Genomic DNA, 22,236 nt, shown 5'->3' with positions numbered 1-22,236 from the left:
AGCTGGAAATGCTACAATTCAGCGGTTTTGTGATGAACAGGAACCATTATGGTATGGCTCAGATTAGTCGTTCGGCGCTGGTGCCCTTCAGCGCTGAGCAAATGTACCAGCTGGTTAACGATGTGGATGCCTATCCCGAGTTTTTACCAGGCTGCACCGGCAGCCGCGTACTGGAATCGTCTGAAAATCAGATGACTGCATCGGTAGACGTTTCAAAGGCGGGCATTAGTAAAACCTTCACGACGCGCAATACGCTCACCGATAATCAGTGCATCCATATGCAGCTGGTAGACGGTCCGTTCCGCAAGCTCACCGGCGGATGGCAGTTCGTTTCCCTCGGCGACGATGCTTGCAAGGTCGAACTGAGCCTCGAGTTTGAGTTTACCAATATGCTGGTAGAGATGGCGTTTGGCCGCGTATTCAAAGAGCTAGCCAATAGCATGGTGCAGGCGTTTACTCAGCGAGCCAAAGAGGTCTACAGTGCCTGACATCTCGGTTGAAGTGGTTTACGCGCTGCCGGAAAAGCAGTATCAGCGCGTGGTCACGCTGGAAGAGGGCAGCACCGTCGAGCAGGCTATTCAGGCGTCCGGCCTGCTTGAGCTGCGGCGCGATATCGACCTCAGCCGCAACAAAGTCGGCGTCTTCAGCCGCCCAGTTAAGCTGGGCGACACGCTTCAGGAAGGCGACCGGGTCGAAATCTATCGTCCGTTAATTGCCGATCCTAAAGAGCTGCGTCGCCAGCGAGCCGAACGCTCAGCCAGCGCGAAAAAATAGCCCTGACGGCAGCAGAGAAGTCAGAAATGCAAAAGGCGCCAGCGGCGCCTTTTTTGTTGCGAAGTCAATCAGTTCTGCGATGACGTCAGGTTGGGCTTGTTATCAATATTGGTCAGCACGCCGTTGCTGTCAAAGGTTAGCGTCAGCGTCTGCTGTTTCACGCCCTCATGACCCGGATCCTGACGGAACACGTAATACCAGACGTTGCTGCCAAATGGGGCGCGCATCATCGGTGTGCCGAGCGTATAGGCGACCTGCTGCTGCGTCATGCCGTTGTTGATTTTCGCCACGTCGTTGGCAACTAGATAGTTGCCCTGATTGATATTGGGACGGTAAACCACGCGCTCCAGGGTGGAGCATCCGGCGGTCATCATCAGCATCACCACTGCCGCGGCAATCAGCGTTGTACAGCGCATCTCTACATTCCTTTTCTGGGGCCAAACGCCTTTTCTCAGGCTGTTTTTTTACCATCAAATTCTGACCTCTGCCTGCGGCAGGCTTTATTATTCAGGCGATATAAGTTGCCGATGATAATAAACCTTTTTGCTATTGGAAACCTCCACATCGACAGAGCAAGCATATGACCACACAGCAGGAAGAAAGTGCGGCATCACGCCGCTAAAAGTTCTTTGGCGTTAGCTAGCGTATTGCGCGTAACCTCGATGCTGCCGAGCAGACGCGCACGCTTGTCCAGCGCCTGCATATGAGTTTTGGTCATCGCGCCGTCAGTCTCTTTGCTGACGAGGAAATGCTGATGGCCGCAGCCCGCTACCTGCGGCAGGTGTGTCACGCATATAACCTGCGTCGATTTGTCCAGCTGGCGCAGCAGGCGTCCTACCACGGCAGCCGTCGGGCCGCTGATGCCGACATCCACTTCGTCGAAAATCATCGCCGGGTTTTCCATCATCTTGGAGGTGATCACCTGTATGGCCAGCGCGATACGCGACAGCTCGCCGCCGGAGGCGACTTTAACGGCTGGCCTGGGTTAGTTGTGACCTGGAAGTCAATACGCGTCGCGCCGTCCGTCGTCAGATGATCGGCGTTGAACGTCAGCGCGATAGTGAAACGGCCGTGCAGCATGGAAAGCTGATGCATGCTCTGGGTTATCAGCTGCTCAAGCTCCGCGCCATAGTGCTGGCGCTGACGCAGGCGCTTAGCGCTCTGCAGCGCTGCCTGATAGTGTTCGTTTACCAGCGCCTGCGGGCTCTCCTGAGCGTTCTCCTACTGAGAGAGCAGCTTCGCTTCTGCCAGCAGCTGCTGATGCAGCTCCGCCAGGCCTTCCGGCGCCACGTGATGCTTGCTCGCCAGTGCGATATAGCGCGAGATGCGCTGCTCCAGCTCATACAGACGGTTGGGATCGAGATCGAGTCGGTCGACATAGTGACGCAGTTCGTCGCTTGCTTCGCTAAGATGAATCGCCGCCTCTTCCAGCAATTCAGCACGCCACTCAGCTTGTCATCCAGCGTGACGACCTCCGTCACCATCTGGCGCGCAGTATAGAGCAGGCTGTTGAGGTTGCTGTCATCGCCGTAGGCGAGCAGCTGCAGCGCCTGCTGGCTGGTAGAAAGCAGCTGTCCACTGTTGGCGAGACGCTTATAATCTTGATCGATCTGCTCGTATTCGTTGGCCTGCGGCGCAAAGTCGTTAAGCTCTTTCAGCTGATACTGAAGCAGCTCGCGGCGCGCTACTGCGACAGCTGTTGATGTTGCGCCAGATTGCGGCAGCTCTGATGTCAGGCCAAGTAGTGGCTGCGCATCTGCTGCTGCAGGTCGTCGTGGCCGGCATAGGCGTCGAGCAGGTGCTTCTGATGATCGGCCTTGAGCAGCAGCTGATGCGCGGAGGGAGAGGATTTGAGATTGAAGCGGGCGCAGAGATCGGCGCGCGGCGAGCCTTGGCGCACCATGTCCGCCTCTGCGCGTCCGCCCAGGCACAGCCCAAGCGCGTCAATCGCGATCGATTTACCCGCGCCGGTTTCACCGGTAATCGCCGTCATACCGCGTTGGAAATTAATGTCGAGCCCACGAACGATAGCGAAGTTACTGATGGTCAGCTGTGCTAGCATAGAATCACCTGTATGGAAAAACAGATATGGTTTTTCGTACAGCATTAATTGGTTTTTTATCCAGTAAAGAGGGCGCGCTGAAATTAAAACAATTTTTTCGACCAGCCGAGTTTTGAGCTTAAAGTATTAAAATAAATGTAATTTTTAGGGTGAATCAGGTTGAGGTAGTTTTCACTGCGGCGGATAAGCACATCCTCGCCTTCCTGAATCGGCAAGGCGATCTGGCTGTCGCAGCTGATTTCCAGGTCGCTGCGGCGCGAGGAAAAGCGCAGGCGAATGGTGCTGCTGCTGTTGATCACTAGCGGGCGCGCCGACAGGGTGTGCGGGAACATCGGCACCAGCGCGATGGCGTCGAGAGAAGGGGTGAGAATCGGGCCGCCCGCGGAGAGGGAATAGGCGGTCGAGCCGGTCGGCGTGGAAATAATCAACCCGTCGGAGCGCTGCGAAAAGGCGAACACCTCGTCGATATAGACCTCAAACTCAATCATATGCGCCACTTTGCCGGGATGCAGCACCACTTCGTTGATCGCGAGGCCCAGACGCGGCGAGCACTCATTTTTGCAGACACGCGCTTCCAGCAGAAAGCGGCTTTCGACGAAGTAGTTGCCCTGCAGCACCTCATCCAGCTGCTGCTGCGCGTTGTCGGGATCGAGATCGGTGAGAAAACCGAGGTTGCCGCGGTTAATGCCGATCACCTTGATGTCATAGCGCGCCAGTACGCGCGCCGCCCCCAGCATATTGCCGTCGCCGCCCACTACCACGGCGAGATCCGCCTGCTGGCCTATCTCCGCCAGCGTGCCGGTTTGCACGTCATGCCGATTCAGCTCCTGGGCGATTTGCTTCTCCATGATCACTTGATAACCTTTGGACGTCAGCCAGCGCCACAGCATCTCATGGGTGGTGAGCGCGGTAGGATGACGCGGATGGCCTACAATACCAATACAGTTAAAGAGTTTGTTCATTTGGTGGGGCTTTCCTCATAAGCCAAAACGATCAGGCAATGTGATGGGTTCTCTTGAAACCGTCAAATCGATCCCCATAATAAGCGGACTGGCGAGATGAATGTGCAAAACGCGGAGAAATTCATGAGTAGTAAAGAACAGAACACCCCTAATGAGCAAGTCTCAGACGAAATTCAACAGGATCAGCAACAACCTCAGGAAGCGGAGACGGCAGTTGAGGTGGATCCGCGTGATGAGCGTATTGCCCAACTGGAAGCTGAATTAGCGCAGTCGCAAACCGACGTACGTGACGCCCAGCTGCGCGCGCAGGCGGAAATCGAGAATATCCGTCGCCGCGCCGAAATGGATGTCGAGAAGGCGCACAAGTTTGCGCTGGAAAAGTTCGCTAACGAGCTGCTGCCGGTTATCGACAGCCTTGAGCGCGCAATGGAAGTCGCTGATAAAGAGAACAACGAGCTGGCGGCGATGATCGAAGGGATCAAACTGACCCTGAAATCTCTGCTGGGCGCCGTGCGCAAGTTTGGCGTTGAGGTCGTTGGCGAAACCAATGTGCCCTTTAACCCGGAAATCCATCAGGCGATGTCGATGATAGAATCTGATGAGGTGGCGCCTAACCACGTGATGGTGGTGATGCAGCGCGGCTATACCCTGAATGGTCGCTTGCTGCGTCCTGCCATGGTCGCGGTAGCCAAAGCCAAAGGCTAATCGTCGCTGAATAGAGTCTGAACCAGACGGCCGCGCAGTGACGCGGCCGTTTGCGTTTCAGGCTCAGGCGGAAGGCAGCTGCGGTATCCAGTCGATGGGTGTTTCGCCCGCCTGCGTCAGCAGCGCGTTAGCCTCGGCGAAATGGCCGCAGCCGAAGAAGCCGCGGTGCGCCGAAAGCGGCGAAGGGTGCGGCGCCTGCAGCACATGGTGACGCTGGCGATCAATAATGCTGCCTTTCTTCTGCGCATGCGATCCCCACAGCAGAAACACCACCCCCTCGCGATGCTCATTGATGGCGGCAATCACGTTATCGGTAAAGGTTTCCCAACCGAAACACGCGTGAGAGTGCGCTTTGCCCGCCTCAACAGTCAGCACGGTATTTAACAGCATCACTCCCTGTTTCGCCCAGCTTTCCAGAAAGCCGTGCTGCGGACGGCGGAAATCGGGAAATTCCTGCTCCAGCTCTTTGTACATATTCTGCAGCGAAGGGGGAACGGGCACGCCGGGCAGCACGGAAAAGGCGAGGCCGTGCGCCTGATTGGGGCTGTGGTACGGGTCTTGCCCGAGGATCACCACCTTGACGTCGCCTAGTTCAGTCTGGCGAAAGGCGTTGAATACATCCTTCTGCGGCGGATAAACCGTGACGCCCGCCGCCCGCTCGTCGGCCACTAATTTCAGCGTCTCTGTAAAGTAGGGTTTCTCTTTCTCTTCGGCCAGCACGTCGTGCCAGGTCAGTTTATCCGTCATCTTTCTACTCCCTCTCAGTCTGTGCCGCTAGCTTAACTGTTCGCTGCGCCAGGTTGAAGGTAAAATAGTTGAAAAATACAAAATATTTTTAGGCGAAAATTTATCTGAATCAACTAATTGAAGTTAGAAGCGAATGATAGCGCTGGAAAAATTGATTGGGGTCAAAACTTCCTCCAGAAGCGAATGCTATATCAGAGCGAAGTTTTGATTTATGAATTATGATCGCTAGCATTCAGGTCACCCAAACCAGTAACCTCGCGCTGATGCACTCATTCTGGCTGATTGACGACGAGAAAGCGGAAGCACGATGCCTGTGCGCCAAAGCGGGCTATGAAGAGGATCAGATCGTCGCGCTCAGCGAACTGGGCGAATTCGCCTATCGTGAAGTGCCGATGGAAATGCAGCCGCAGGTGCGCATTGAAGGCGGCCAGCATCTGAACGTCAACGTGTTGCGGCGCGAAACGCTGGAAGATGCGGTCAAACATCCGGAAAAATGTCTGCAGCTTACCATTCGCGTGTCAGGCTATGCCGTGCGCTTCAATGCGCTGACGCCAGAGCAGCAGCGCGACTTTATTACACGCACCTTTACCGAAAGCCTGTAAAACGAAGTTTGATGGCCTGCTGAAAACTGACGCACTGGCGTAACGATCGCAATCACTTGAAAGGCAATTGAATACCCTGTTTTTCCGCCGAGGTGTGATCGAAGAGAGAGCCGCTTTGCGCGTCAGGCAGGTTAAATCGGAGTTAACGCCTTTTTATCATCCTTAAAACAAAAAAATCGCCCCAAATGGGGTGATTTTTTACCGCGGTGCTGATTTATTCCGCATCGCCGTTTGCTGGCGCGGCGGCGCTTGGCTTGCGGCGTTTGCCGATGTTTTTAACGTCGCGATGACGCTTCTTCACGCGCGGTTTTTCCGCTTCGCTCTCTTTTTTCTCTTTACGACGCGCAAGCGCTTTTTTCGACGGTTTCCCGGTGGATTTCGCGTTCGGCGCACGCGTGACCGGGCGCAATTCGTCAATGGTGCGCGCTTTAATCGGCTCGTTCAGGTAGCGAATGATTTTGCCCAGCAGCAGATGGTCGTGCGCTTCCACCAGCGACAGCGCGGTGCCTTTGCGGCCGGCGCGCGCCGTGCGGCCGATACGGTGCAGATAGGTGTCGGCGGTACGCGGCATATCGAAGTTGATGACGTGGCTGACATCCTCGATGTCGATACCACGCGCGGCGACATCGGTGGCCACCAGCACATTGACACGGCCATCGGTGATGCGCTTGATCGCCTCGTTGCGCTTGGCCTGCACCATCTCGCCTTCCAGATGGCAGCAGCGGATATCCGCTTCGTGCAGCCATTTCACCAGCTCATGCAGACGCTCACGCTTGCGGACGAATATGATCGTGCGCGTCAGTTCTGGCTGCTTCAGCAGGTGGATAAGCAGTTTGGTTTTATGCTCGAGATCGTCGGCGTGGTAGTACCACTGCTGGATCTTTTTACGTTCGCGACGGCTGGGATCGGATTCCACCTCGACCGGATCGTTAAGCAGGCGCTCGGCGAAGTCTTTGATTACGTCGCCTTCCAGCGTGGCGGAGAAGAGCATGGTTTGCTTGCGCCAGCGCGTCTCGCCTGCGATGGTTTCGATATCCTGAGCGAAGCCCATGTCCAGCATACGGTCGGCTTCATCGAGGATCAGCGTCTCGACGGCACGACAGTCGAAGTTTTCTTCTTTTATGTACTGAAGCAGACGGCCGGTGGTCGCCACCACCACATCCTGATTTTCGCTTAACACTTCAGCATGGTTCATATAGGCGACGCCGCCGGTAATGGTAGCGATATCCAGATGGGTGTGTTTCGCCAGCTCGCGCGCCTGATCGGCGACCTGCATCGTCAGTTCGCGCGTCGGCGTCAGGATCAGAATACGCGGCGGGCCCGATTTCTTGCGGGGGAAATCGAGCAGGTGCTGCAGCACCGGCAGCAGATAGGCGGCGGTTTTCCCGGTCCCGGTAGGCGCTGAACCCAGAACGTCGCGGCCCTCCAGCGCTGGCGGGATCGCCGCAGCCTGGATTGCTGTCGGGCGCGTGAAGCCTTTGTCCTGCAGGGCATACAACAGGCTTTCGTCGAGTTCGAGTTCGGAAAATATGGTTACGGTCATGGTCTACCTCAGTTTGGGGCGCTGATTATAGACAGATCGCGCGCAATCTTCATCTCTTTATCCGCGATGGCTGTATTCCTTATGCCGTCACGCTACACTGATGCGCGAAAGGTATGGTTGCAAAGTATGACGCAGGAAAAGCCGCCTATGCGGCCATTGTTAAAAAGAAACGGGTTTACCTTCAAACAGCTTTTTGTCGCGCACGACCGCTGCGCCATGAAATTCGGCACCGACGGGATTTTGCTGGGTGCATGGGCGCCGGTGGCGCAGGCGCGCCGCGTGCTGGATATCGGCAGCGGCAGCGCGCTGATTGTCCTGCTGCTGGCGCGGCGTAAGCCCGACGAGGTGATCATCGACGCGGTTGAGCTGGACGCTGACGCCGCACAGCAGGCGCAGGAGAACGTGGCGCAGTCGCCCTGGGCTGCGCGCATTCACGTCCACGCGCAGGATATCGCCGCTTTCGCCACAGATTGCCCGCAACGCTATTCGCTGATCGTCAGCAACCCACCTTACTGTCCGCCCGATGTGGACTGCGCCACGCCGCAGCTGATTGAGGAAGAGGGATTTTTCTGCGTTGTTTTGCCGGAGGCGGTAGGGGAAAACATGATTGCGCTGGCCGAGCGCGACGGCTGGCATCTGTGCTTTCGCATCGACGTGGCAGAATAAGCCCATCGTCCGCTGCATCGCGTGCTGCTCGGCTTCTCGCCCCGCGCGGGCGAAACCTTGCTGGAGCGCATGGCGATATGCAATCAGTATCGCCACTATTCAGACGCTTGGTTCAGCCTGACACGCGACTTTATACCTCTTTAATGTAAGACGGCGTTAAAATCGTCGGTTTGGCTTCTGGCAACGGCTCGGGATAGTCGCGGGTAAAATGCAGGCCGCGGCTCTCTTTGCGCGCCAGCGCGCAGCGCACCATCAGCTCCGCCACCTGCGTCAGGTTGCGCAGCTCCAGCAGATTGTTGGAGAGGCGAAAGTTGGCGTAGTACTCGTCGATTTCCTGCAGCAGCAGCTGAATGCGCCGCAGCGCGCGTTCCAGCCGCCGCGTGGTACGCACGATGCCGACATAATCCCACATAAACAGACGCAGCTCGTGCCAGTTATGCTGGATCACGACGCGCTCGTCGGCGTCGTCGACGCGGCTCTCATCCCACGCGGGCAGGACGCTGACGCGCTCGGTTTGCGGCAGCGCCTGCAGCAGATCCTCCGCCGCCGACCAGCCGTAAACTAGGCACTCCAGCAGCGAATTGGACGCCATGCGGTTCGCCCCGTGCAGCCCGGTGTAGCTCACCTCGCCGATGGCGTACAGCCCGCTGATATCGGTACGCCCGTGCGCATCCACTATCACGCCGCCGCAGGTATAGTGCGCCGCCGGCACGATTGGGATGCGATCGCGCGTCAGGTCAAGGCCGAAGGTGAGCAGCTTTTCATAAATAGTGGGGAAGTGAGCGCGCACGAAGTCTGGCGGCTGGTGGCTGATATCGAGATAAAGGCAGTCGACGCCGAGCCGTTTCATTTCGTGATCGATGGCGCGCGCCACGATATCGCGAGGCGCCAGCTCGCCGCGGGGATCAAACGCTGGCATAAAGCGCGTACCGCCCGGGCGCAGCAGCCAGGCACCTTCGCCGCGCAGCGCTTCCGTTAGCAGAAAGCTTTGCGCGTCGGGATGAAACAGCGACGTTGGATGAAACTGGTTGAACTCAAGGTTAGCCACGCGACAGCCCGCTCGCCAGGCGATAGCGATACCGTCGCCGGACGCCACGTCGGGGTTCGTTGTGTACTGGTACACCTTCGCCGCGCCGCCGGTCGCCAGCACTACCGCGCGCGCGCTGCAGGTCTCGACCCGTTCGCGATTGCGGTTCCAGATCCAGGCGCCGGTAGCGCGGCGCGGACCAGGCAGGCCCAGCCTGTCTGACAGAATAAGATCCACAGCGTTGGCGCGCTCAAGAATGCGAATGCGCGGATGACTGAGCGCCTGGCTCACCAGCGTGGTTTCCACCTCGCGTCCGGTGGCGTCGGCGCTGTGCAGGATGCGCCGGTGGCTGTGGCCGCCTTCGCGCGTCAGGTGATAGCGCAAATCGCCCGATGCCTGCGGCTCGCGGTCAAAGGCGACGCCGTGATCGATTAGCCATTGCACGCAGTGCCGGGCATTGCTAGCGACAAAGGCGACGGCGTCGCGATCGCATAACCCGTCGCCCGCGACCAGCGTATCTTCCACATGGGATTCGATGCTGTCTGCGTCGTCAAACACAGCGGCGATGCCGCCCTGTGCGTAAAAGGTCGAGCCTTCGCTGACCTGCGCCTTGCTGATCACCATCACGTCGTGGTGGGCCGCCAGCCGCAGCGCCAGCGATAATCCCGCGGCGCCGCTGCCAATAATCAAGACGTCGCACTGGTAATCCGGAGAGGTTGAATGCGTCATGGCGTTTAATTTACTAAATATGGGTGGGGCGAGAATAAGTGCTTATTTCGATTCTGTGAAGGATTTTAAACATGTGGCAGACGGATCTGGATTAATAAAATAGCAGATTGACTTCGAATCAGGCAGTTACAAAAAGAGGTATATCATCACTGTTTTTTATATAAAACCTGGCGTCGCTGACGGAATTTGGGATGAAAAAGCCATCGTCATAGGGTACTCTGCCTGCGATTCTGCGTTGATAGCCGCAGCTTGGATTACACTGTCATTGAGAATGAAAAACAAACGGCAGCCAAAACTGGATAGCCATTATCAGGGCGTAAAGTGAACTTTCTGCCGCACCACGACTCTGAGCGCATGCTTGCTTAGAACCATGAAGAAGATGTGCTGGCAGTTCCTTTACGCATTTAAAAGAATTTGGGGAGACATTACCTCGGATGAGCGAGCAGTTAACGGATCAGGTTCTCGTAGAGCGAGTACAGAAGGGAGATCAGAAGTCCTTTAATTTACTGGTGATTCGTTACCAGCATAAAGTGGCGAGTCTGGTTTCCTGCTATGTTCCGTCGGGAGACATTCCTGATGTCGTACAGGAGTCCTTTATCAAGGCCTATCGCGCTCTGGAGTCTTTCCGCGGCGACAGTGCGTTTTATACCTGGCTTTACCGCATTGCAGTAAATACTGCGAAAAATTATCTGGTGGCTCAGGGGCGTCGTCCGCCGTCCAGCGATGTAGATGCGATCGATGCGGAAAATTTCGAAAGTGCTGGCGCGCTAAAAGAAATTTCGAACCCTGAGAACTTAATGTTGTCTGACGAACTGAAACAAATTGTCTTTCGTACCATAGAAGCACTCCCTGAGGATCTGCGTATGGCGATCACGCTCAGGGAACTGGACGGGCTGAGTTACGAAGAGATTGCCGCGATTATGGATTGCCCGGTGGGCACCGTGCGGTCACGTATCTTCCGTGCGCGAGAGGCCATTGATAATAAAGTTCAACCGCTTATCCAACGTCAGTGATAACGGCTACTGGAAGGGTACTTAGGCATGCAGAAAGAACAACTTTCCGCTTTGATGGATGGCAAAGTGCTCGATAACGCGCTGCTGTCAGAACTGTCTCAGGATGCAGAACTGCAGCAGTGCTGGACAAGCTATCACCTTATCCGCGATACCCTACGCGGCGACGTCAGGGATGTGCTGCATTTCGATATCTCCGCACGCGTGGCGGAGGCTCTTGAGCAAGAGCCAGTGCGCAACGTCACCACGCTGATCCCGGAAGCGAAGCCTAATAAGATGCTGTTCTGGCGCAAGGCGCGCCCCTGGGCAGCCCAGCTTACGCAGATCGGCGTTGCCGCCTGCGTGTCGCTGGCGGTCATCGTGGGCGTGCAGCACTATACCCAGCCGAGCGGCACTAGTGTAGAGCCATCTGATGCGCCGGTATTTAATACGCTGCCAATGATGGGCAAAGCGTCGATGGTCAGCCTGGGCGTGCCGTTTGAAGCGTTTGACACCAGCAGCTCCAGCCAGCAGGTGCAGGATCAGCGTCGTCGCGTCAACGCGGACTACGAACTGCAGCGCCGTCTGTACTCCGACCGCCTGCAGTTTGAAACCAACGCGCCGCAGCAGGCGCAGGCGAACGCTCCCGGTAACCAGTCTTTAGGTATTCAGCAGCAGTAATGAAGCAGCTTTGGTGTGCCGTTAGCCTGCTGGCAGGAAGCCTGCTCTGGTCATCAGCCGCAGCAGATGGAGCAGGCAAGCCAGACCCTCAATTACGAATTCGCTTATATCAACGTCTCCCGCATGGGCATCGAGTCGCTGCGCTATCGGCATGCGTTGATCGGTGGCCGCGTCTATGTGCAGCTGCAGCAGATGGACGGCCCGCGCCGTGAAGTGATCCAGCGCGGCACCGATATCAGCTACTTTGAACCTGGACTCGATCCCTTCTCTCTGCCGGGCAACCATATCATTGACGGCCTGCTGTCGCTGATCTTTGCCGACTTCGACAGGCTGGCCAGCGCCTGGGACTTTATCCCGGTCGGCCGCTCGCACATCGCCGATCAGCTGTGCGAGGTGAGCCGCATTGTGTCGCGCAACGGCACGCGCTACAGCTACATGGTGTGGCTGGATGTCGATACCCGGCTTACCGCTGCGCATCGATTTGCTGGATCGCGACGGCGAAACGCTGGAGCAGTTCCGCGTGATCAGCTTTGCGGTGGACAAAGGGGGGCGCAGCCCGATGCAGGGCTGCAAAAGGCGAATCTGCCGCCGGCGATCTCGGTGCCGGAAGGGGAAAAGGTCCAGCTCAGCTGGCAGCCTGGCTGGGTGCCGTCGGGCATGATGCTGGTGTCGCAGAGCCGCCGCGACATTCCTGCGATGAACAAAACGGTCGAGTCGCGCCTCTATAGCGACGGTCTCTTCAGCTTCGCCATCAACATTTCGCCAGCGAATAAAAGCAGCGTGACGCAAACCTTGCGCACAAGGACACCGCACGGTACAGACCGAAGTGCGCAATAATAGCGAAATTAGCGTGGTGGGCGAAGTGTCGCCCTCGACGGCGAAACGCATTGCGGACAGTATTGATTTAGGGTCACAACGATGATGAGAGAATGGGCCACCGTGGTGGCATGGCGTGACGGCATCACCATGCTGCATACCGAGGCGAAAACCTCCTGCAACAGCTGCTCGGCGCGCAAAGGCTGCGGCAGCCATATGCTCAACAAGTTGGGCCCCAAAGACGCGCACGTGATGGAAATCGCCAGCGCGACGCCGCTGCAGCCGGGCCAGCGCATTGAGCTGGGCATCAAAGAGAGCAGCCTGCTGGGTTCGGCGCTGCTAGTCTACATGTCGCCGTTGCTTGGCCTGTTTCTGCTGGCCGGCCTGTTTCAGGCTCTGTTTCACAGCGATCTGGCGGCGGCCTGCGGCGCGCTGCTCGGCGGCGTGGGCGGCTTTATCATCGCCAAAGGCGTATCGCTGAAAGTCGGCGATTGCGCCGCCTTTCAGCCGGTCATTTTAAAGGTAGCGCTGCCGCCTGACGCCATACGGGTGGAAAGCGAAGCGTAATCCATCGCCAGGCCGCGTACATCGCGGCCTTTTGTTGCCTGTTTCCCGGCAAAAAGTGTTGCGATTCCGCAACGTTCCATTCTTTTATGCGCGGCCTTAACAGTGTAAGATGCGTCGTCATTAATGAGGCTGACAAGATTGCGGGTAAAGAGCGATCTTCCTGAATGTGTCTGTGTTCAGGTTCTCAACTGTTTTTCTACGTGAAGATATTCATATAAATGAAGAACATAAGAAACTTCTCCATCATCGCGCACATCGACCACGGTAAATCGACGCTCTCTGACCGTTTGATTCAAATCTGTGGCGGCCTGACCGATCGCGAGATGGCGGCACAGGTTCTGGACTCCATGGACCTGGAGCGCGAGCGCGGCATCACGATTAAAGCGCAGAGCGTGACGCTCGATTACAAAGCGCTGAACGGAGAAACTTACCAGCTCAATTTCATCGATACTCCTGGGCACGTGGACTTCTCCTATGAAGTGTCGCGCTCGCTGGCAGCCTGCGAAGGCGCACTGCTGGTGGTGGATACGGGGCAGGGCGTAGAAGCGCAGACTCTGGCAAACTGCTACACCGCGATCGAGATGGATCTGGAAGTCGTGCCGGTACTGAACAAGATCGACTTGCCTGCCGCCGATCCCGAGCGCGCGGCGCAGGAAATCGAAGATATCGTCGGCATCGACGCCACCAACGCGGTGCGCTGCTCGGCGAAAACCGGCGTCGGCGTGCCGGAAGTGCTGGAGCGCCTGGTGCGCGACATTCCGGCGCCGGAAGGCGATCCTGAGGCGCCGCTACAGGCGCTGATTATCGACTCCTGGTTCGACAACTACCTGGGCGTCGTGTCGCTGGTCCGCGTGAAAAACGGCACGCTGCGCAAAGGCGACAAGGTGAAAGTGATGAGCACCGGCCAAGTCTACAATGCTGACCGCCTGGGCATCTTCACGCCGAAGCAGGTCGACCGCACCCAACTCAACTGCGGCGAAGTAGGCTGGCTGGTTTGCGCCATCAAAGACATCCTCGGCGCGCCGGTGGGCGATACCCTGACGCTGTCGCGTCATCCGGCGGACAAAGCGCTGCCGGGCTTCAAAAAGGTGAAGCCGCAGGTTTACGCCGGTCTCTTCCCGGTTAGCTCCGACGACTATGAAGCCTTCCGCGACGCCCTCGGCAAGCTGAGCCTCAACGACGCCTCGCTGTTCTACGAGCCAGAAAGCTCCACCGCGCTGGGCTTCGGCTTCCGCTGCGGTTTCCTCGGCCTGCTGCATATGGAGATCATTCAGGAGCGCCTGGAGCGCGAGTATGACCTGGATCTGATCACCACTGCGCCGACCGTGGTGTTCGAAGTGCAGACCACCGACGGCGAAACCGTCTATGTCGACAGCCCGTCGAAGCTGCCGCCGCTGAACAACATTGAAGAGCTGCGCGAGCCGATCGCCGAGTGTCATATGCTGCTGCCGCAGGAGTATCTCGGCAACGTCATCACGCTCTGCGTGGAAAAGCGCGGTGTCCAGACCAACATGGTTTACCAAGGCAATCAGGTGGCGCTGACCTATGACATTCCGATGGCGGAAGTGGTGCTCGACTTCTTCGACCGTCTGAAATCGACGTCGCGCGGCTACGCCTCGCTGGATTACAACTTTAAACGTTTCCAGGCCTCTGAGATGGTGCGCGTTGACGTGCTGATCAACGCGGAACGCGTTGATGCACTAGCGCTGATTACCCACCGTGACAACTCGCAGTATCGCGGCCGCGAGCTGGTGGAGAAGATGAAAGATCTGATCCCGCGTCAGCAGTTCGATATCGCGATTCAGGCGGCAATCGGCAACCACATCATTGCGCGCTCTACCGTGAAGCAGCTGCGTAAAAACGTGCTAGCCAAATGCTATGGCGGCGACGTCAGCCGTAAGAAAAAACTGTTGCAGAAGCAGAAAGAAGGGAAGAAGCGCATGAAGCAGGTCGGTAACGTTGAGCTGCCGCAGGAAGCCTTCCTCGCCATTCTGCATGTCAGTAAGGATAACAAATAAGGATCCCCTATGGCTAATATGTTCGCCCTGGTTCTGGCGATAGCGACGCTGGTTACCGGCGTCATCTGGTGCATCGATCGTGTTAAGTGGGCGCCGGCGCGCCGGGCTAAACAGACGGAAGCGCAGGCTGCGGCCGGCAATACCCTCGACAGCAAAACCCTGGCGAAAGTCAAAGGTCAGCCTGGCTGGATTGAAACCGCCGCATCGGTCTTTCCGGTGCTGCTGATGGTGTTCGTGGTGCGCTCGTTTATCTACGAGCCGTTCCAGATCCCGTCCGGCTCGATGATGCCGACGCTGCTGATCGGCGACTTCATCCTGGTGGAGAAGTTTGCCTACGGCATCAAGGAGCCGATTACCCAGACAACGCTGATCCCGACCGGCCATCTACAGCGCGGCGACATCGCGGTATTTAAATACCCGAAAGATCCGAGCCTAGACTATATCAAGCGCGTTATCGGCCTGCCGGGCGACAAAGTGGTCTACGATCCTTACAGCAAAACGCTGACCGTCAGCCCGAACTGCGCCGCCGGTCAGCGCTGCGCCAGCTCGCTGCCGATCACCTATACTAACGTCGAGCCGAGCAACTTTATTCAGACCTTTAGCGGGTTTGACGGCAACGAAAGCGGCAACGGCTTCTATCAGGTGCCGCAGGGCGAAACCATGCGCGGCAGGCTGCGTCTCGGCACGCGCAAAGAGACGCTGGGCAAGGTCACGCACGACATTCTGCTGGTGAATGAGGCGCAGAGCCAGGCGGACATGTACTACCAGCAGCCGGGTCAGCCGCAGGCGAGCTGGGTCGTGCCGCAAGGGCAATATTTCATGATGGGCGACAACCGCGACAACAGCGCCGACAGCCGCTACTGGGGCTTCGTCCCGGAACGCAACCTGGTTGGCAAGGCGGTCGCCATCTGGATGAGCTTCGACAAGCAGGAAGGTCAGTGGCCGACAGGCGTTCGTCTGAGTCGTATCGGCGGCATTCACTGATTAATCTGGCCCGGATAAAGGGGCAAAACGGTTGGCCTCCTGCGGGAGGCCACTGCACACGAAACAGATTGTGTTGAATGCCCAGCCCTGTTTCGTATGCAGAGTCACAGACGCACAAAAGAACTGGAATCGCATGAACCCCATCCTCATTAATAAGCTTCAGCGCAAACTGGGCTACACTTTTACTCATCCGGAACTTTTGCAACAGGCGCTAACGCACCGCAGCGCCAGCAGTAAGCACAATGAGCGTCTCGAATTCCTGGGCGATTCTATTCTCAGCTATGTGATCGCCAATGCGCTCTATCATCGCTTTCCTCGCGTCGACGAGGGCGATATGAGCCGCATGCGCGCGACGCTGGTGCGCGGCAATACGCTGGCAGAGATGGCGCGGGAGTTTGACCTTGGCGAGTGTCTGCGCCTGGGACCGGGTGAGCTGAAAAGCGGCGGTTTTCGCCGTGAATCGATCCTCGCGGATACGGTGGAGGCGCTGATTGGCGGCATCTTCCTTGACAGCAATATCCAGACGGTGGAAAAGCTGATCCTTGACTGGTATCAGACGCGCCTTGAGCAGATTAGCCCGGGCGACAAACAAAAAGATCCGAAAACCCGCCTGCAGGAGTATTTGCAGGGACGCCATCTGCCGCTGCCCTCTTATCTGGTAGTGTGGGTGCGCGGCGAAGCCCACGATCAGGAGTTCACCATTCACTGTCAGGTGAGTGGCATGGCTGAGCCGGTGGTCGGCGTCGGATCAAGCCGCCGCAAAGCGGAGCAGGCTGCTGCTGAACGGGCGCTGATCAAGCTTGGTCTCGAATAGCAACATCCTGGCGCCTGAACCGGCGCCGCATAAGTCAGGACTCGAATGAGCGAACAGAATACCTATTGCGGCTTTGTCGCGATTGTCGGCCGATCCAACGTCGGCAAATCCACCTTACTGAACCAGCTGCTGGGGCAGAAGGCGTCGATCACCTCGCGTAAGCCGCAAACCACGCGTCACCGCATCATGGGCATCCATACCGAAGGGGAATATCAGGCGATTTATGTCGATACGCCCGGGCTGCACATGGAAGAGAAGCGCGCAATCAACCGCCTGATGAATCGCGCGGCCAGCAGCTCTATTGGCGACGTCGAGTTGATCATTTTCGTAGTGGAAGGCACGCGCTGGACGCCGGACGACGAAATGGTGCTGAACAAGCTGCGCGAAAACAAAGTGCCGGTCGTGCTGGCCATCAACAAGGTGGACAACATTCAGGATAAAAGCATCCTGCTGCCACATCTGCAGTTCCTGAGCCAGCAGATGAACTTCCTCGATATCGTGCCGATTTCGGCGGAAAGTGGCAAAAACGTCGGTATCATTGCGGCGATCGTGCGTAAGCGTCTGCCGCAGGCGGATCACCAATTCCCGGAAGATTACATTACTGACCGCTCGCAGCGCTTTATGGCTTCGGAAATTATTCGCGAGAAACTGATGCGCTTCCTCGGTGCCGAGCTGCCGTACTCTGTGACGGTGGAAATCGAGCAGTTCGTAGCGAACAAGCGCGGCGGCTACGATATCAACGGCCTGATCCTGGTCGAGCGCGAAGGGCAGAAGAAGATGGTAATTGGCAACAAAGGCGCCAAAATCAAAACCATCGGCATCGAAGCGCGTAAGGATATGGAAGAGATTTTCGAAGCCAAAGTGCATCTCGAACTCTGGGTCAAAGTTAAATCGGGCTGGGCCGACGACGAACGTGCGCTGCGCAGCCTGGGTTACGTAGACGACCTCTGATCCTATGGAAGGCTGGCAACGCGCCTTTGTGCTGCAGTCGACCCTACAGCGAAACCAGCCTGCTGCTCGATCTTTTCAGCGAAAGCCACGGCCGGGTGCGCGTGCTGGCGAAGGGCGCGCGCGCCGTTCGCAGCTGAAAGGCACGCTGCAGCCCTTCACACCGCTGCTGGTGCACTGTGGACCGGGTGCGGCGAAGTCAAAACGCTCACCAAGGCCGAAGCGGTTTCGCTGGCGCTGCCGCTCAGCGGCATCACGCTCTACTGCGGCCTTTACGTCAATGAGCTGCTGTCGCGCGTGCTGGAGCGGGAGTTTCCCTTCTCAGAACTCTTTTTTGACTACCTGAACTGCCTGCAGACGCTGGCGGCGGTCATCAGCTCGCCGGAGCCGGCGCTGCGGCGCTTCGAGCTGGCGCTGCTGGGGCACCTCGGCTATGGCGTAGATTTTCTGCACTGCGCCGGCAGCGGCGAACCTGTTGCCGACGCTATGACCTACAGCTACCGCGAAGAGAAGGGCTTTATCGCCAGTCTGGTCGCCGGTCAGCGCAGTTTTACCGGTCGCCAGCTGCGCGCGCTATGGGAGCGTGACTTTCCCGATGCCGACACGCTGCGCGCCGCCAAACGCTTTACCCGCATCGCGCTGAAACCCTACTTGGGCGGCAAACCGCTGAAAAGCACCGAGCTGTTTCGCCAGTTCGTGCCGAAAAAGCGACCAGACGCCGCGAGCGAATAGCGCAGTCGCTGTTGCCTGCGCCGCGCAGCGCGGTACACTCCTGCTTTACGAGATAGCTAACCTGAGGATTGTCATGGCTGAGTTGCTGTTAGGGGTCAATATTGACCATATTGCCACGGTACGTAACGCGCGCGGCACAAACTATCCCGACCCTGTGCAGGCGGCCTTTGTCGCCGAGCAGGCGGGTGCAGAGGGCATCACCGTGCATCTGCGCGAGGATCGCCGCCACATCACCGACCGTGACGTGCGCATTTTGCGCGACACCATCCAGACGCGTATGAATCTGGAGATGGCGGTCACCGACGAGATGGTCGGCATCGCCTGCGATATCCAGCCGCACTTTGTCTGCCTGGTGCCGGAAAAGCGCGAAGAGGTTACCACCGAGGGCGGTCTTGACGTGGCGGGGCAGCAGGACAAAATCAACGCCGCGGTGAAGCAGCTGAGCGCGGCGGGCATTCTGGTGTCGCTTTTTATCGACCCCGACCACTGTCAGATTGAGGCGGCGGTCGCCAGCGGCGCGCCCTATATCGAGATCCATACCGGCGCCTACGCCGAGGCGCCGGAAGGGCTGGCGCGCGACGCTGAGCTGGCGCGCATCTGTCACGCCGCGACCTTTGCAGCCAGCCTCGGCCTCAAGGTGAACGCCGGGCATGGCCTGACCTACCATAACGTCCAGCCGATTGCCGCGCTGCCGGAGATGCACGAACTGAATATCGGCCACGCTATTATCGGCCGCGCACTGTTCAGCGGCCTGGCGGACGCGGTAAGAGATATGAAGCTGCTGATGCGCGAAGCGCGTCGCTAATGGCTATTCTCGGACTGGGTACCGACATCGTGGAGATCGAGCGCATCGCCGGCGTACTTGAGCGATCCGGCGATCGCTTGGCGCGGCGGGTGCTGAGCGAGGCAGAGTGGCAGCAGTACCAGCGCCACCAGCAGCCGGTGCGCTTTCTTGCCAAGCGCTTCGCGGTCAAGGAGGCGGCGGCGAAAGCCTTCGGCGCCGGCATTCGCGGCGGGCTGGCCTTCAATCAGTTTGAAGTTTACAACGATGAGTTGGGCAAACCCGGGCTACGTTTTTTCAATCACGCCTGCGACATGGCGGAAAAGCTGGGCGTCCGCCACGTGCACGTCACGCTAGCGGATGAGCTGCACTACGCCTGCGCGACGGTGATCATCGAAAGCTAGTGGTTGTGCAGCACGAACTTCTCCCACAGCGCATCGCGCGATTCGGTGTGCTGTGGGTCGGTGATAATGGTGTTGTCGATAGGGCAGACGCTCTGGCAGGTCAGCGCATCATAGTGGCCGACGATTCCGTGCAGCGACTGGCGTCAATCTCATAGATCGCCGCGCCGAGTGTAATCGCCTGCTTCGGCGGGCGCGTGCTGGCGATGCGCTGCCTTGGTCATGAAAAGGTGGCGCAGCTGGAGGAGAAAATCGGCACGCCGCTGTAGCTCTACAGCGGCTACAGCGACAGCAAGCAGGATAACCCGCTGCTCTTTTTCTGCCAGCACCGCTGGCGCGTCACACCGCACGGCGAACTCCAGCAGCTGGAATAGCGCTTTCATCTTCGAAATTGCAGGCGGGATCGCTATAATGCGCCGCTTTGCTGTTGCCGGGAGTGGGCCTGCGTGGATCAATCACGAGACGAATACTGGATGCGCCATGCGCTGCGGCTGGCGCGTATTGCTTGGGAACAGGGCGAAGTGCCGATAGGCGCGGTACTGGTGCAGGGCGATCGCGCTATCGGCGAAGGCTGGAATTGGCCTATCGGCCAACACGATCCCACCGCGCACGCCGAGATCATGGCGCTGCGGCTGGGCGGCAAGGTGCTGGAAAACTACCGGCTGCTCGATACTACCCTCTACGTTACGCTGGAGCCGTGCGTGATGTGCGCGGGCGCGATGGTGCACAGCCGCATCACGCGGCTGGTGTACGGTGCCAGTGACGAAAAGACTGGCGCGGCGGGCTCGCTGATCGACGTGCTCAGCCATCCCGGTATGAACCATCAGGTCGCGCTGGCCTCCGGCGTGCTGGCGGACGAGTGCGCTGTGATGCTGAGCGACTTTTTCCGCATGCGGCGCGAGCAAAAAAAAGCGCTGCGTCAGGCGCAGCGCGGCACGCTGTAGTCGAACGTCATGCTGGGCGGTCGCGCGTTCACGGCCCGGTTTGCGGCTGATCAGCCTCTGGCCGGCGCTACGCGCCGATTTCACTTCTGCTATCCGGCGCCTCTCTAGTTTATGGCGATATCTGGTGCCACCGCCGGATAGCCGCTGCCCAGTTCCGCCTCCAACGCAGACTGCTGTGCGATCCGCTTCTCCTGTTCCTGCAGATAGCCCACCAGGCTCAGCTGATACTTCCGGATATTCTCTACGTAGGTGTAGGCTTCATGGCCGCGCGCATAGCCATAGGTGGTCTGCGCGTAATAGCGCTTCTGGCTAAGCATCGGCAGCCGCAGCTTGACGTCGGCCCAGCTGTCGGGATTGCCGCCCTGTTTCGCCGTGAGCCTGCGCGCGTCCAGCATATGGGCGTACCCCACGTTGTACGCCGCCAGCGCGAACCAGATGCGCTCCTCTTCCGGAATCGTCGCGGGCACTTTGTCCATCATTCGCTGCAGATAGAGGCTGCCGCCGCGAATGCTTTGCTCGGTATCAGTGCGATCGTTGACGTCCACGCTGTCGGCGGTGTTGCGCGTCAGCATCATCATGCCGCGCACGCCGGTAGGGGAGGTTGCCAGCGGGTTCCAGTGCGACTCCTGATAGGAGATCGCCGCCAGCAGCCTCCAGTCGATGCTGGCGGCATATTTTTCAAACAGCGGCTTGATATCAGGCAGCGTGACGTCGATGGCGCGTAAAAAGGTGCGGGTATCGACATAGTCAAAGGTGCCGACGTGGCCGAGATATTTCTCCTCCAGCCGCGCCATGGCGCCTTCTTCACCCATTGAGTTAAAGAAGTCGAGCATCGCGGCGTTGAGGCTGTCGTCGTCGCTGTGCGGCACATACCAGGTCACCGGCTCTTCGTCGGTGACGTCGAAGGCGACGGCTAGCTGCGGATGAACGCGCTGCAGCAGCGCAATGGTCACCGAATCGCTGATGGTGTAGTCGAGCTTGCCGTCAGCCACCGCCTCCAGCAGCGCTTTCGGCGTCTGATCGCTGGAAATCACCCAGTTGAGATCGGGATACTGCTTGTCGCGCACCGCTTTCAGCGAGGAGAGGTAGGCTGAACCGGACGCCATGCGGAGTTCGCCTTTCAGATCGCCGAGGTTTTTCGGGCGCGGCTTGTCGACGCGGTAGACCAGCTGCTGGGATACGGAGTAGTAGCTTGGCCCGGTTTGGTAGCGCGCCAGCCGTTCGCTGTTGTAAATCAGACCCGCCGCCAGCAAATCCGCCTTGCCGTCGTCGAGATCGTCAAACAGATCGCTGAGATTCGGGCGCACCGTGACCTTGAGCTTGACGCCTAGGTAGTCGGCAAAGCGTTTCGCCAGCTCGTAATCCATACCGACGGGGGCTTTGTTTATGGTGTAGGTGTAGTAAGTCAGCGGGGAATTAATTGTACTGATGCGCAGTACGCCCCGTGATTTTATCTGCGAAATCGCGTCTTGTCCGTTGCCATACCAGGGTATGGAAGGCCACAGCGCCATGGCTAGCAGCAAGGTGACAAGGCCGATAAGCAGGTAGTTAAATTTCAGGCGTTTCAAATAGTTGTCTCTCTCTGGCTCTCAGGCCTCTGTCCTTAACAGGCAGTATTGATCTTTTTTTGACTCCCAGAGCGAGGGGCATTTTGCGCAACTCGGCGGCGTAGAGCAACTTATAAAGCAAGTTTTGCGCAAAAATCAGGCAAATCCGGTGACAGAGAAATTATGCGCAAACGGTT

General features: G+C 58.1%; 20 protein-coding genes and 6 pseudogenes. 18 read left to right on the top strand and 8 right to left on the bottom strand.

What is annotated here, in order from left to right:
- The first annotated feature begins 53 nt into the window (after positions 1 to 53).
- Together EIO60_RS13370 and EIO60_RS13365 are read left to right on the top strand one after the other, a co-directional pair.
- Positions 54 to 488, top strand: a complete 435-nt coding sequence (locus EIO60_RS13370) for a type II toxin-antitoxin system RatA family toxin (RefSeq protein WP_258577082.1) — start codon at positions 54 to 56, stop codon at positions 486 to 488.
- The gene (locus EIO60_RS13365; RefSeq protein WP_258577081.1) at positions 481 to 774 is read left to right on the top strand and encodes an RnfH family protein; all 294 of its coding nucleotides are present in this window, start codon (positions 481 to 483) and stop codon (positions 772 to 774) included. The genes EIO60_RS13370 and EIO60_RS13365 overlap by 8 nt, the downstream gene beginning before the upstream one ends.
- A 68-nt stretch (positions 775 to 842) precedes the next feature.
- On the opposite strand, the gene bamE is transcribed toward EIO60_RS13365, so the two are convergent.
- The 3 genes and pseudogenes from bamE to nadK all read right to left on the bottom strand — a co-directional run bounded on the left by bamE (position 843) and on the right by nadK (position 3,798).
- A complete protein-coding gene (gene bamE, locus EIO60_RS13360) occupies positions 843 to 1,190 on the bottom strand; it encodes an outer membrane protein assembly factor BamE (RefSeq protein WP_258577080.1) in 348 nt (115 codons plus the stop codon).
- A 194-nt stretch (positions 1,191 to 1,384) separates the two neighbouring features.
- Positions 1,385 to 2,836: pseudogene (gene recN / locus EIO60_RS13355) on the bottom strand (DNA repair protein RecN).
- Positions 2,837 to 2,919: 83 nt separating this feature from the next.
- Positions 2,920 to 3,798 (bottom strand): NAD(+) kinase, encoded by an 879-nt coding sequence (gene nadK / locus EIO60_RS13350; protein ID WP_258577079.1) that lies wholly within the window; start codon positions 3,796 to 3,798, stop codon positions 2,920 to 2,922.
- A 123-nt stretch (positions 3,799 to 3,921) separates the two neighbouring features.
- On the opposite strand from nadK, the gene grpE reads away from it, so the two are divergent.
- Complete coding sequence (gene grpE, locus EIO60_RS13345) at positions 3,922 to 4,503, top strand: nucleotide exchange factor GrpE (protein ID WP_258577078.1); 582 nt, start codon at positions 3,922 to 3,924, stop codon at positions 4,501 to 4,503.
- Positions 4,504 to 4,566: 63 nt separating this feature from the next.
- On the opposite strand, the gene ung is transcribed toward grpE, so the two are convergent.
- Positions 4,567 to 5,250, bottom strand: coding sequence for a uracil-DNA glycosylase (gene ung / locus EIO60_RS13340; RefSeq protein ID WP_258577077.1), 684 nt, complete (start codon positions 5,248 to 5,250; stop codon positions 4,567 to 4,569).
- Between the two features lie 218 nt (positions 5,251 to 5,468).
- Between ung and grcA the strand changes: the two genes are divergently transcribed.
- Entirely contained in the window at positions 5,469 to 5,852 is a 384-nt protein-coding gene (gene grcA / locus EIO60_RS13335; protein WP_258577076.1) for an autonomous glycyl radical cofactor GrcA, read from the top strand.
- 214 nt (positions 5,853 to 6,066) lie between these two features.
- Here the strand turns inward: grcA and srmB are convergent, their stop codons facing one another.
- Positions 6,067 to 7,395 (bottom strand): ATP-dependent RNA helicase SrmB, encoded by a 1,329-nt coding sequence (gene srmB, locus EIO60_RS13330; protein ID WP_258577075.1) that lies wholly within the window; start codon positions 7,393 to 7,395, stop codon positions 6,067 to 6,069.
- 126 nt (positions 7,396 to 7,521) lie between these two features.
- Between srmB and EIO60_RS13325 the strand changes: the two are divergent.
- Positions 7,522 to 8,205, top strand: a pseudogene (locus tag EIO60_RS13325) (tRNA1(Val) (adenine(37)-N6)-methyltransferase).
- Here EIO60_RS13325 and nadB read toward each other — a convergent pair.
- The gene (gene nadB, locus EIO60_RS13320) at positions 8,192 to 9,817 is read right to left on the bottom strand and encodes an L-aspartate oxidase (RefSeq protein WP_258577074.1); all 1,626 of its coding nucleotides are present in this window, start codon (positions 9,815 to 9,817) and stop codon (positions 8,192 to 8,194) included. The pseudogene EIO60_RS13325 and the gene nadB sit on opposite strands and share 14 nt — an antisense overlap.
- 434 nt (positions 9,818 to 10,251) lie before the next feature.
- On the opposite strand from nadB, the gene rpoE reads away from it, so the two are divergent.
- The 11 genes and pseudogenes from rpoE (at position 10,252) to acpS (ending at position 19,551) form a co-directional block, all read left to right on the top strand.
- Positions 10,252 to 10,830 (top strand): RNA polymerase sigma factor RpoE, encoded by a 579-nt coding sequence (gene rpoE / locus EIO60_RS13315; protein ID WP_258577073.1) that lies wholly within the window; start codon positions 10,252 to 10,254, stop codon positions 10,828 to 10,830.
- Between the two features lie 27 nt (positions 10,831 to 10,857).
- Positions 10,858 to 11,487, top strand: a complete 630-nt coding sequence (rseA, locus tag EIO60_RS13310) for an anti-sigma-E factor RseA (RefSeq protein WP_258577072.1) — start codon at positions 10,858 to 10,860, stop codon at positions 11,485 to 11,487.
- Positions 11,487 to 12,409: pseudogene (rseB, locus tag EIO60_RS13305) on the top strand (sigma-E factor regulatory protein RseB). Before rseA ends, rseB begins: the two are co-directional and overlap by 1 nt.
- A complete protein-coding gene (gene rseC / locus EIO60_RS13300; protein WP_258577071.1) occupies positions 12,406 to 12,870 on the top strand; it encodes a SoxR-reducing system protein RseC in 465 nt (154 codons plus the stop codon). The pseudogene rseB and the gene rseC overlap by 4 nt, the downstream one beginning before the upstream one ends.
- Positions 12,871 to 13,088: 218 nt before the next feature.
- A complete protein-coding gene (lepA, locus tag EIO60_RS13295) occupies positions 13,089 to 14,888 on the top strand; it encodes a translation elongation factor 4 (RefSeq protein WP_258577070.1) in 1,800 nt (599 codons plus the stop codon).
- 9 nt (positions 14,889 to 14,897) lie between these two features.
- Positions 14,898 to 15,872 (top strand): signal peptidase I, encoded by a 975-nt coding sequence (gene lepB, locus EIO60_RS13290; protein WP_258577069.1) that lies wholly within the window; start codon positions 14,898 to 14,900, stop codon positions 15,870 to 15,872.
- A 133-nt stretch (positions 15,873 to 16,005) separates the two neighbouring features.
- Complete coding sequence (rnc, locus tag EIO60_RS13285; RefSeq protein ID WP_258577068.1) at positions 16,006 to 16,686, top strand: ribonuclease III; 681 nt, start codon at positions 16,006 to 16,008, stop codon at positions 16,684 to 16,686.
- A 45-nt stretch (positions 16,687 to 16,731) separates the two neighbouring features.
- On the top strand, positions 16,732 to 17,637 hold the full coding sequence (gene era / locus EIO60_RS13280) for a GTPase Era (RefSeq protein WP_258577067.1): 906 nt from the start codon (positions 16,732 to 16,734) through the stop codon (positions 17,635 to 17,637).
- Between the two features lie 4 nt (positions 17,638 to 17,641).
- A pseudogene (gene recO, locus EIO60_RS13275) lies at positions 17,642 to 18,366 on the top strand (DNA repair protein RecO).
- Between the two features lie 73 nt (positions 18,367 to 18,439).
- Positions 18,440 to 19,171 carry a pyridoxine 5'-phosphate synthase gene (gene pdxJ / locus EIO60_RS13270; protein WP_258577066.1) on the top strand — a complete coding sequence of 244 codons (732 nt, stop codon included), beginning with the start codon at positions 18,440 to 18,442 and terminating at the stop codon, positions 19,169 to 19,171.
- On the top strand, positions 19,171 to 19,551 hold the full coding sequence (acpS, locus tag EIO60_RS13265; RefSeq protein ID WP_258577065.1) for a holo-ACP synthase: 381 nt from the start codon (positions 19,171 to 19,173) through the stop codon (positions 19,549 to 19,551). Before pdxJ ends, acpS begins: the two co-directional genes overlap by 1 nt.
- Here acpS and EIO60_RS13260 read toward each other — a convergent pair.
- A pseudogene (locus tag EIO60_RS13260) lies at positions 19,548 to 19,756 on the bottom strand (4Fe-4S dicluster domain-containing protein). The gene acpS and the pseudogene EIO60_RS13260 overlap by 4 nt on opposite strands.
- On the opposite strand from EIO60_RS13260, the pseudogene EIO60_RS13255 reads away from it, so the two are divergent.
- Both EIO60_RS13255 and tadA read left to right on the top strand, forming a co-directional pair.
- Positions 19,734 to 19,922, top strand: a pseudogene (locus EIO60_RS13255) (phosphatidylglycerophosphatase C); the annotation flags it as partial. The pseudogenes EIO60_RS13260 and EIO60_RS13255 overlap by 23 nt on opposite strands.
- Positions 19,923 to 19,994: 72 nt before the next feature.
- Positions 19,995 to 20,492, top strand: a complete 498-nt coding sequence (gene tadA / locus EIO60_RS13250) for a tRNA adenosine(34) deaminase TadA (protein WP_258577064.1) — start codon at positions 19,995 to 19,997, stop codon at positions 20,490 to 20,492.
- A gap of 104 nt (positions 20,493 to 20,596) precedes the next feature.
- On the opposite strand, the gene mltF is transcribed toward tadA, so the two are convergent.
- On the bottom strand, positions 20,597 to 22,060 hold the full coding sequence (mltF, locus tag EIO60_RS13245; RefSeq protein ID WP_258577063.1) for a membrane-bound lytic murein transglycosylase MltF: 1,464 nt from the start codon (positions 22,058 to 22,060) through the stop codon (positions 20,597 to 20,599).
- Positions 22,061 to 22,236 lie beyond the last annotated feature (176 nt).

The organism is Candidatus Pantoea persica (assembly GCF_013753875.1).
Classification (GTDB): domain Bacteria; phylum Pseudomonadota; class Gammaproteobacteria; order Enterobacterales; family Enterobacteriaceae; genus Pantoea; species Pantoea persica.
Note: the sequence above shows the minus strand (reverse complement) of the source record. Positions and strands in the feature narration are given on the sequence as shown.

Coding starts and splice junctions, on each gene's coding strand:
- ung (WP_258577077.1), bottom strand. CDS start 5,250: ATGACGGATAAACTGACCTGGCACGACGTGCTGGCCGAAGAGAAAGAG.
- rseA (WP_258577072.1), top strand. CDS start 10,858: ATGCAGAAAGAACAACTTTCCGCTTTGATGGATGGCAAAGTGCTCGAT.
- EIO60_RS13370 (WP_258577082.1), top strand. CDS start 54: ATGGCTCAGATTAGTCGTTCGGCGCTGGTGCCCTTCAGCGCTGAGCAA.
- rseC (WP_258577071.1), top strand. CDS start 12,406: ATGATGAGAGAATGGGCCACCGTGGTGGCATGGCGTGACGGCATCACC.
- grpE (WP_258577078.1), top strand. CDS start 3,922: ATGAGTAGTAAAGAACAGAACACCCCTAATGAGCAAGTCTCAGACGAA.
- rnc (WP_258577068.1), top strand. CDS start 16,006: ATGAACCCCATCCTCATTAATAAGCTTCAGCGCAAACTGGGCTACACT.
- bamE (WP_258577080.1), bottom strand. CDS start 1,190: ATGCGCTGTACAACGCTGATTGCCGCGGCAGTGGTGATGCTGATGATG.
- lepB (WP_258577069.1), top strand. CDS start 14,898: ATGGCTAATATGTTCGCCCTGGTTCTGGCGATAGCGACGCTGGTTACC.
- era (WP_258577067.1), top strand. CDS start 16,732: ATGAGCGAACAGAATACCTATTGCGGCTTTGTCGCGATTGTCGGCCGA.
- nadK (WP_258577079.1), bottom strand. CDS start 3,798: ATGAACAAACTCTTTAACTGTATTGGTATTGTAGGCCATCCGCGTCAT.
- lepA (WP_258577070.1), top strand. CDS start 13,089: ATGAAGAACATAAGAAACTTCTCCATCATCGCGCACATCGACCACGGT.
- acpS (WP_258577065.1), top strand. CDS start 19,171: ATGGCTATTCTCGGACTGGGTACCGACATCGTGGAGATCGAGCGCATC.
- nadB (WP_258577074.1), bottom strand. CDS start 9,817: ATGACGCATTCAACCTCTCCGGATTACCAGTGCGACGTCTTGATTATT.
- rpoE (WP_258577073.1), top strand. CDS start 10,252: ATGAGCGAGCAGTTAACGGATCAGGTTCTCGTAGAGCGAGTACAGAAG.
- pdxJ (WP_258577066.1), top strand. CDS start 18,440: ATGGCTGAGTTGCTGTTAGGGGTCAATATTGACCATATTGCCACGGTA.
- grcA (WP_258577076.1), top strand. CDS start 5,469: ATGATCGCTAGCATTCAGGTCACCCAAACCAGTAACCTCGCGCTGATG.
- srmB (WP_258577075.1), bottom strand. CDS start 7,395: ATGACCGTAACCATATTTTCCGAACTCGAACTCGACGAAAGCCTGTTG.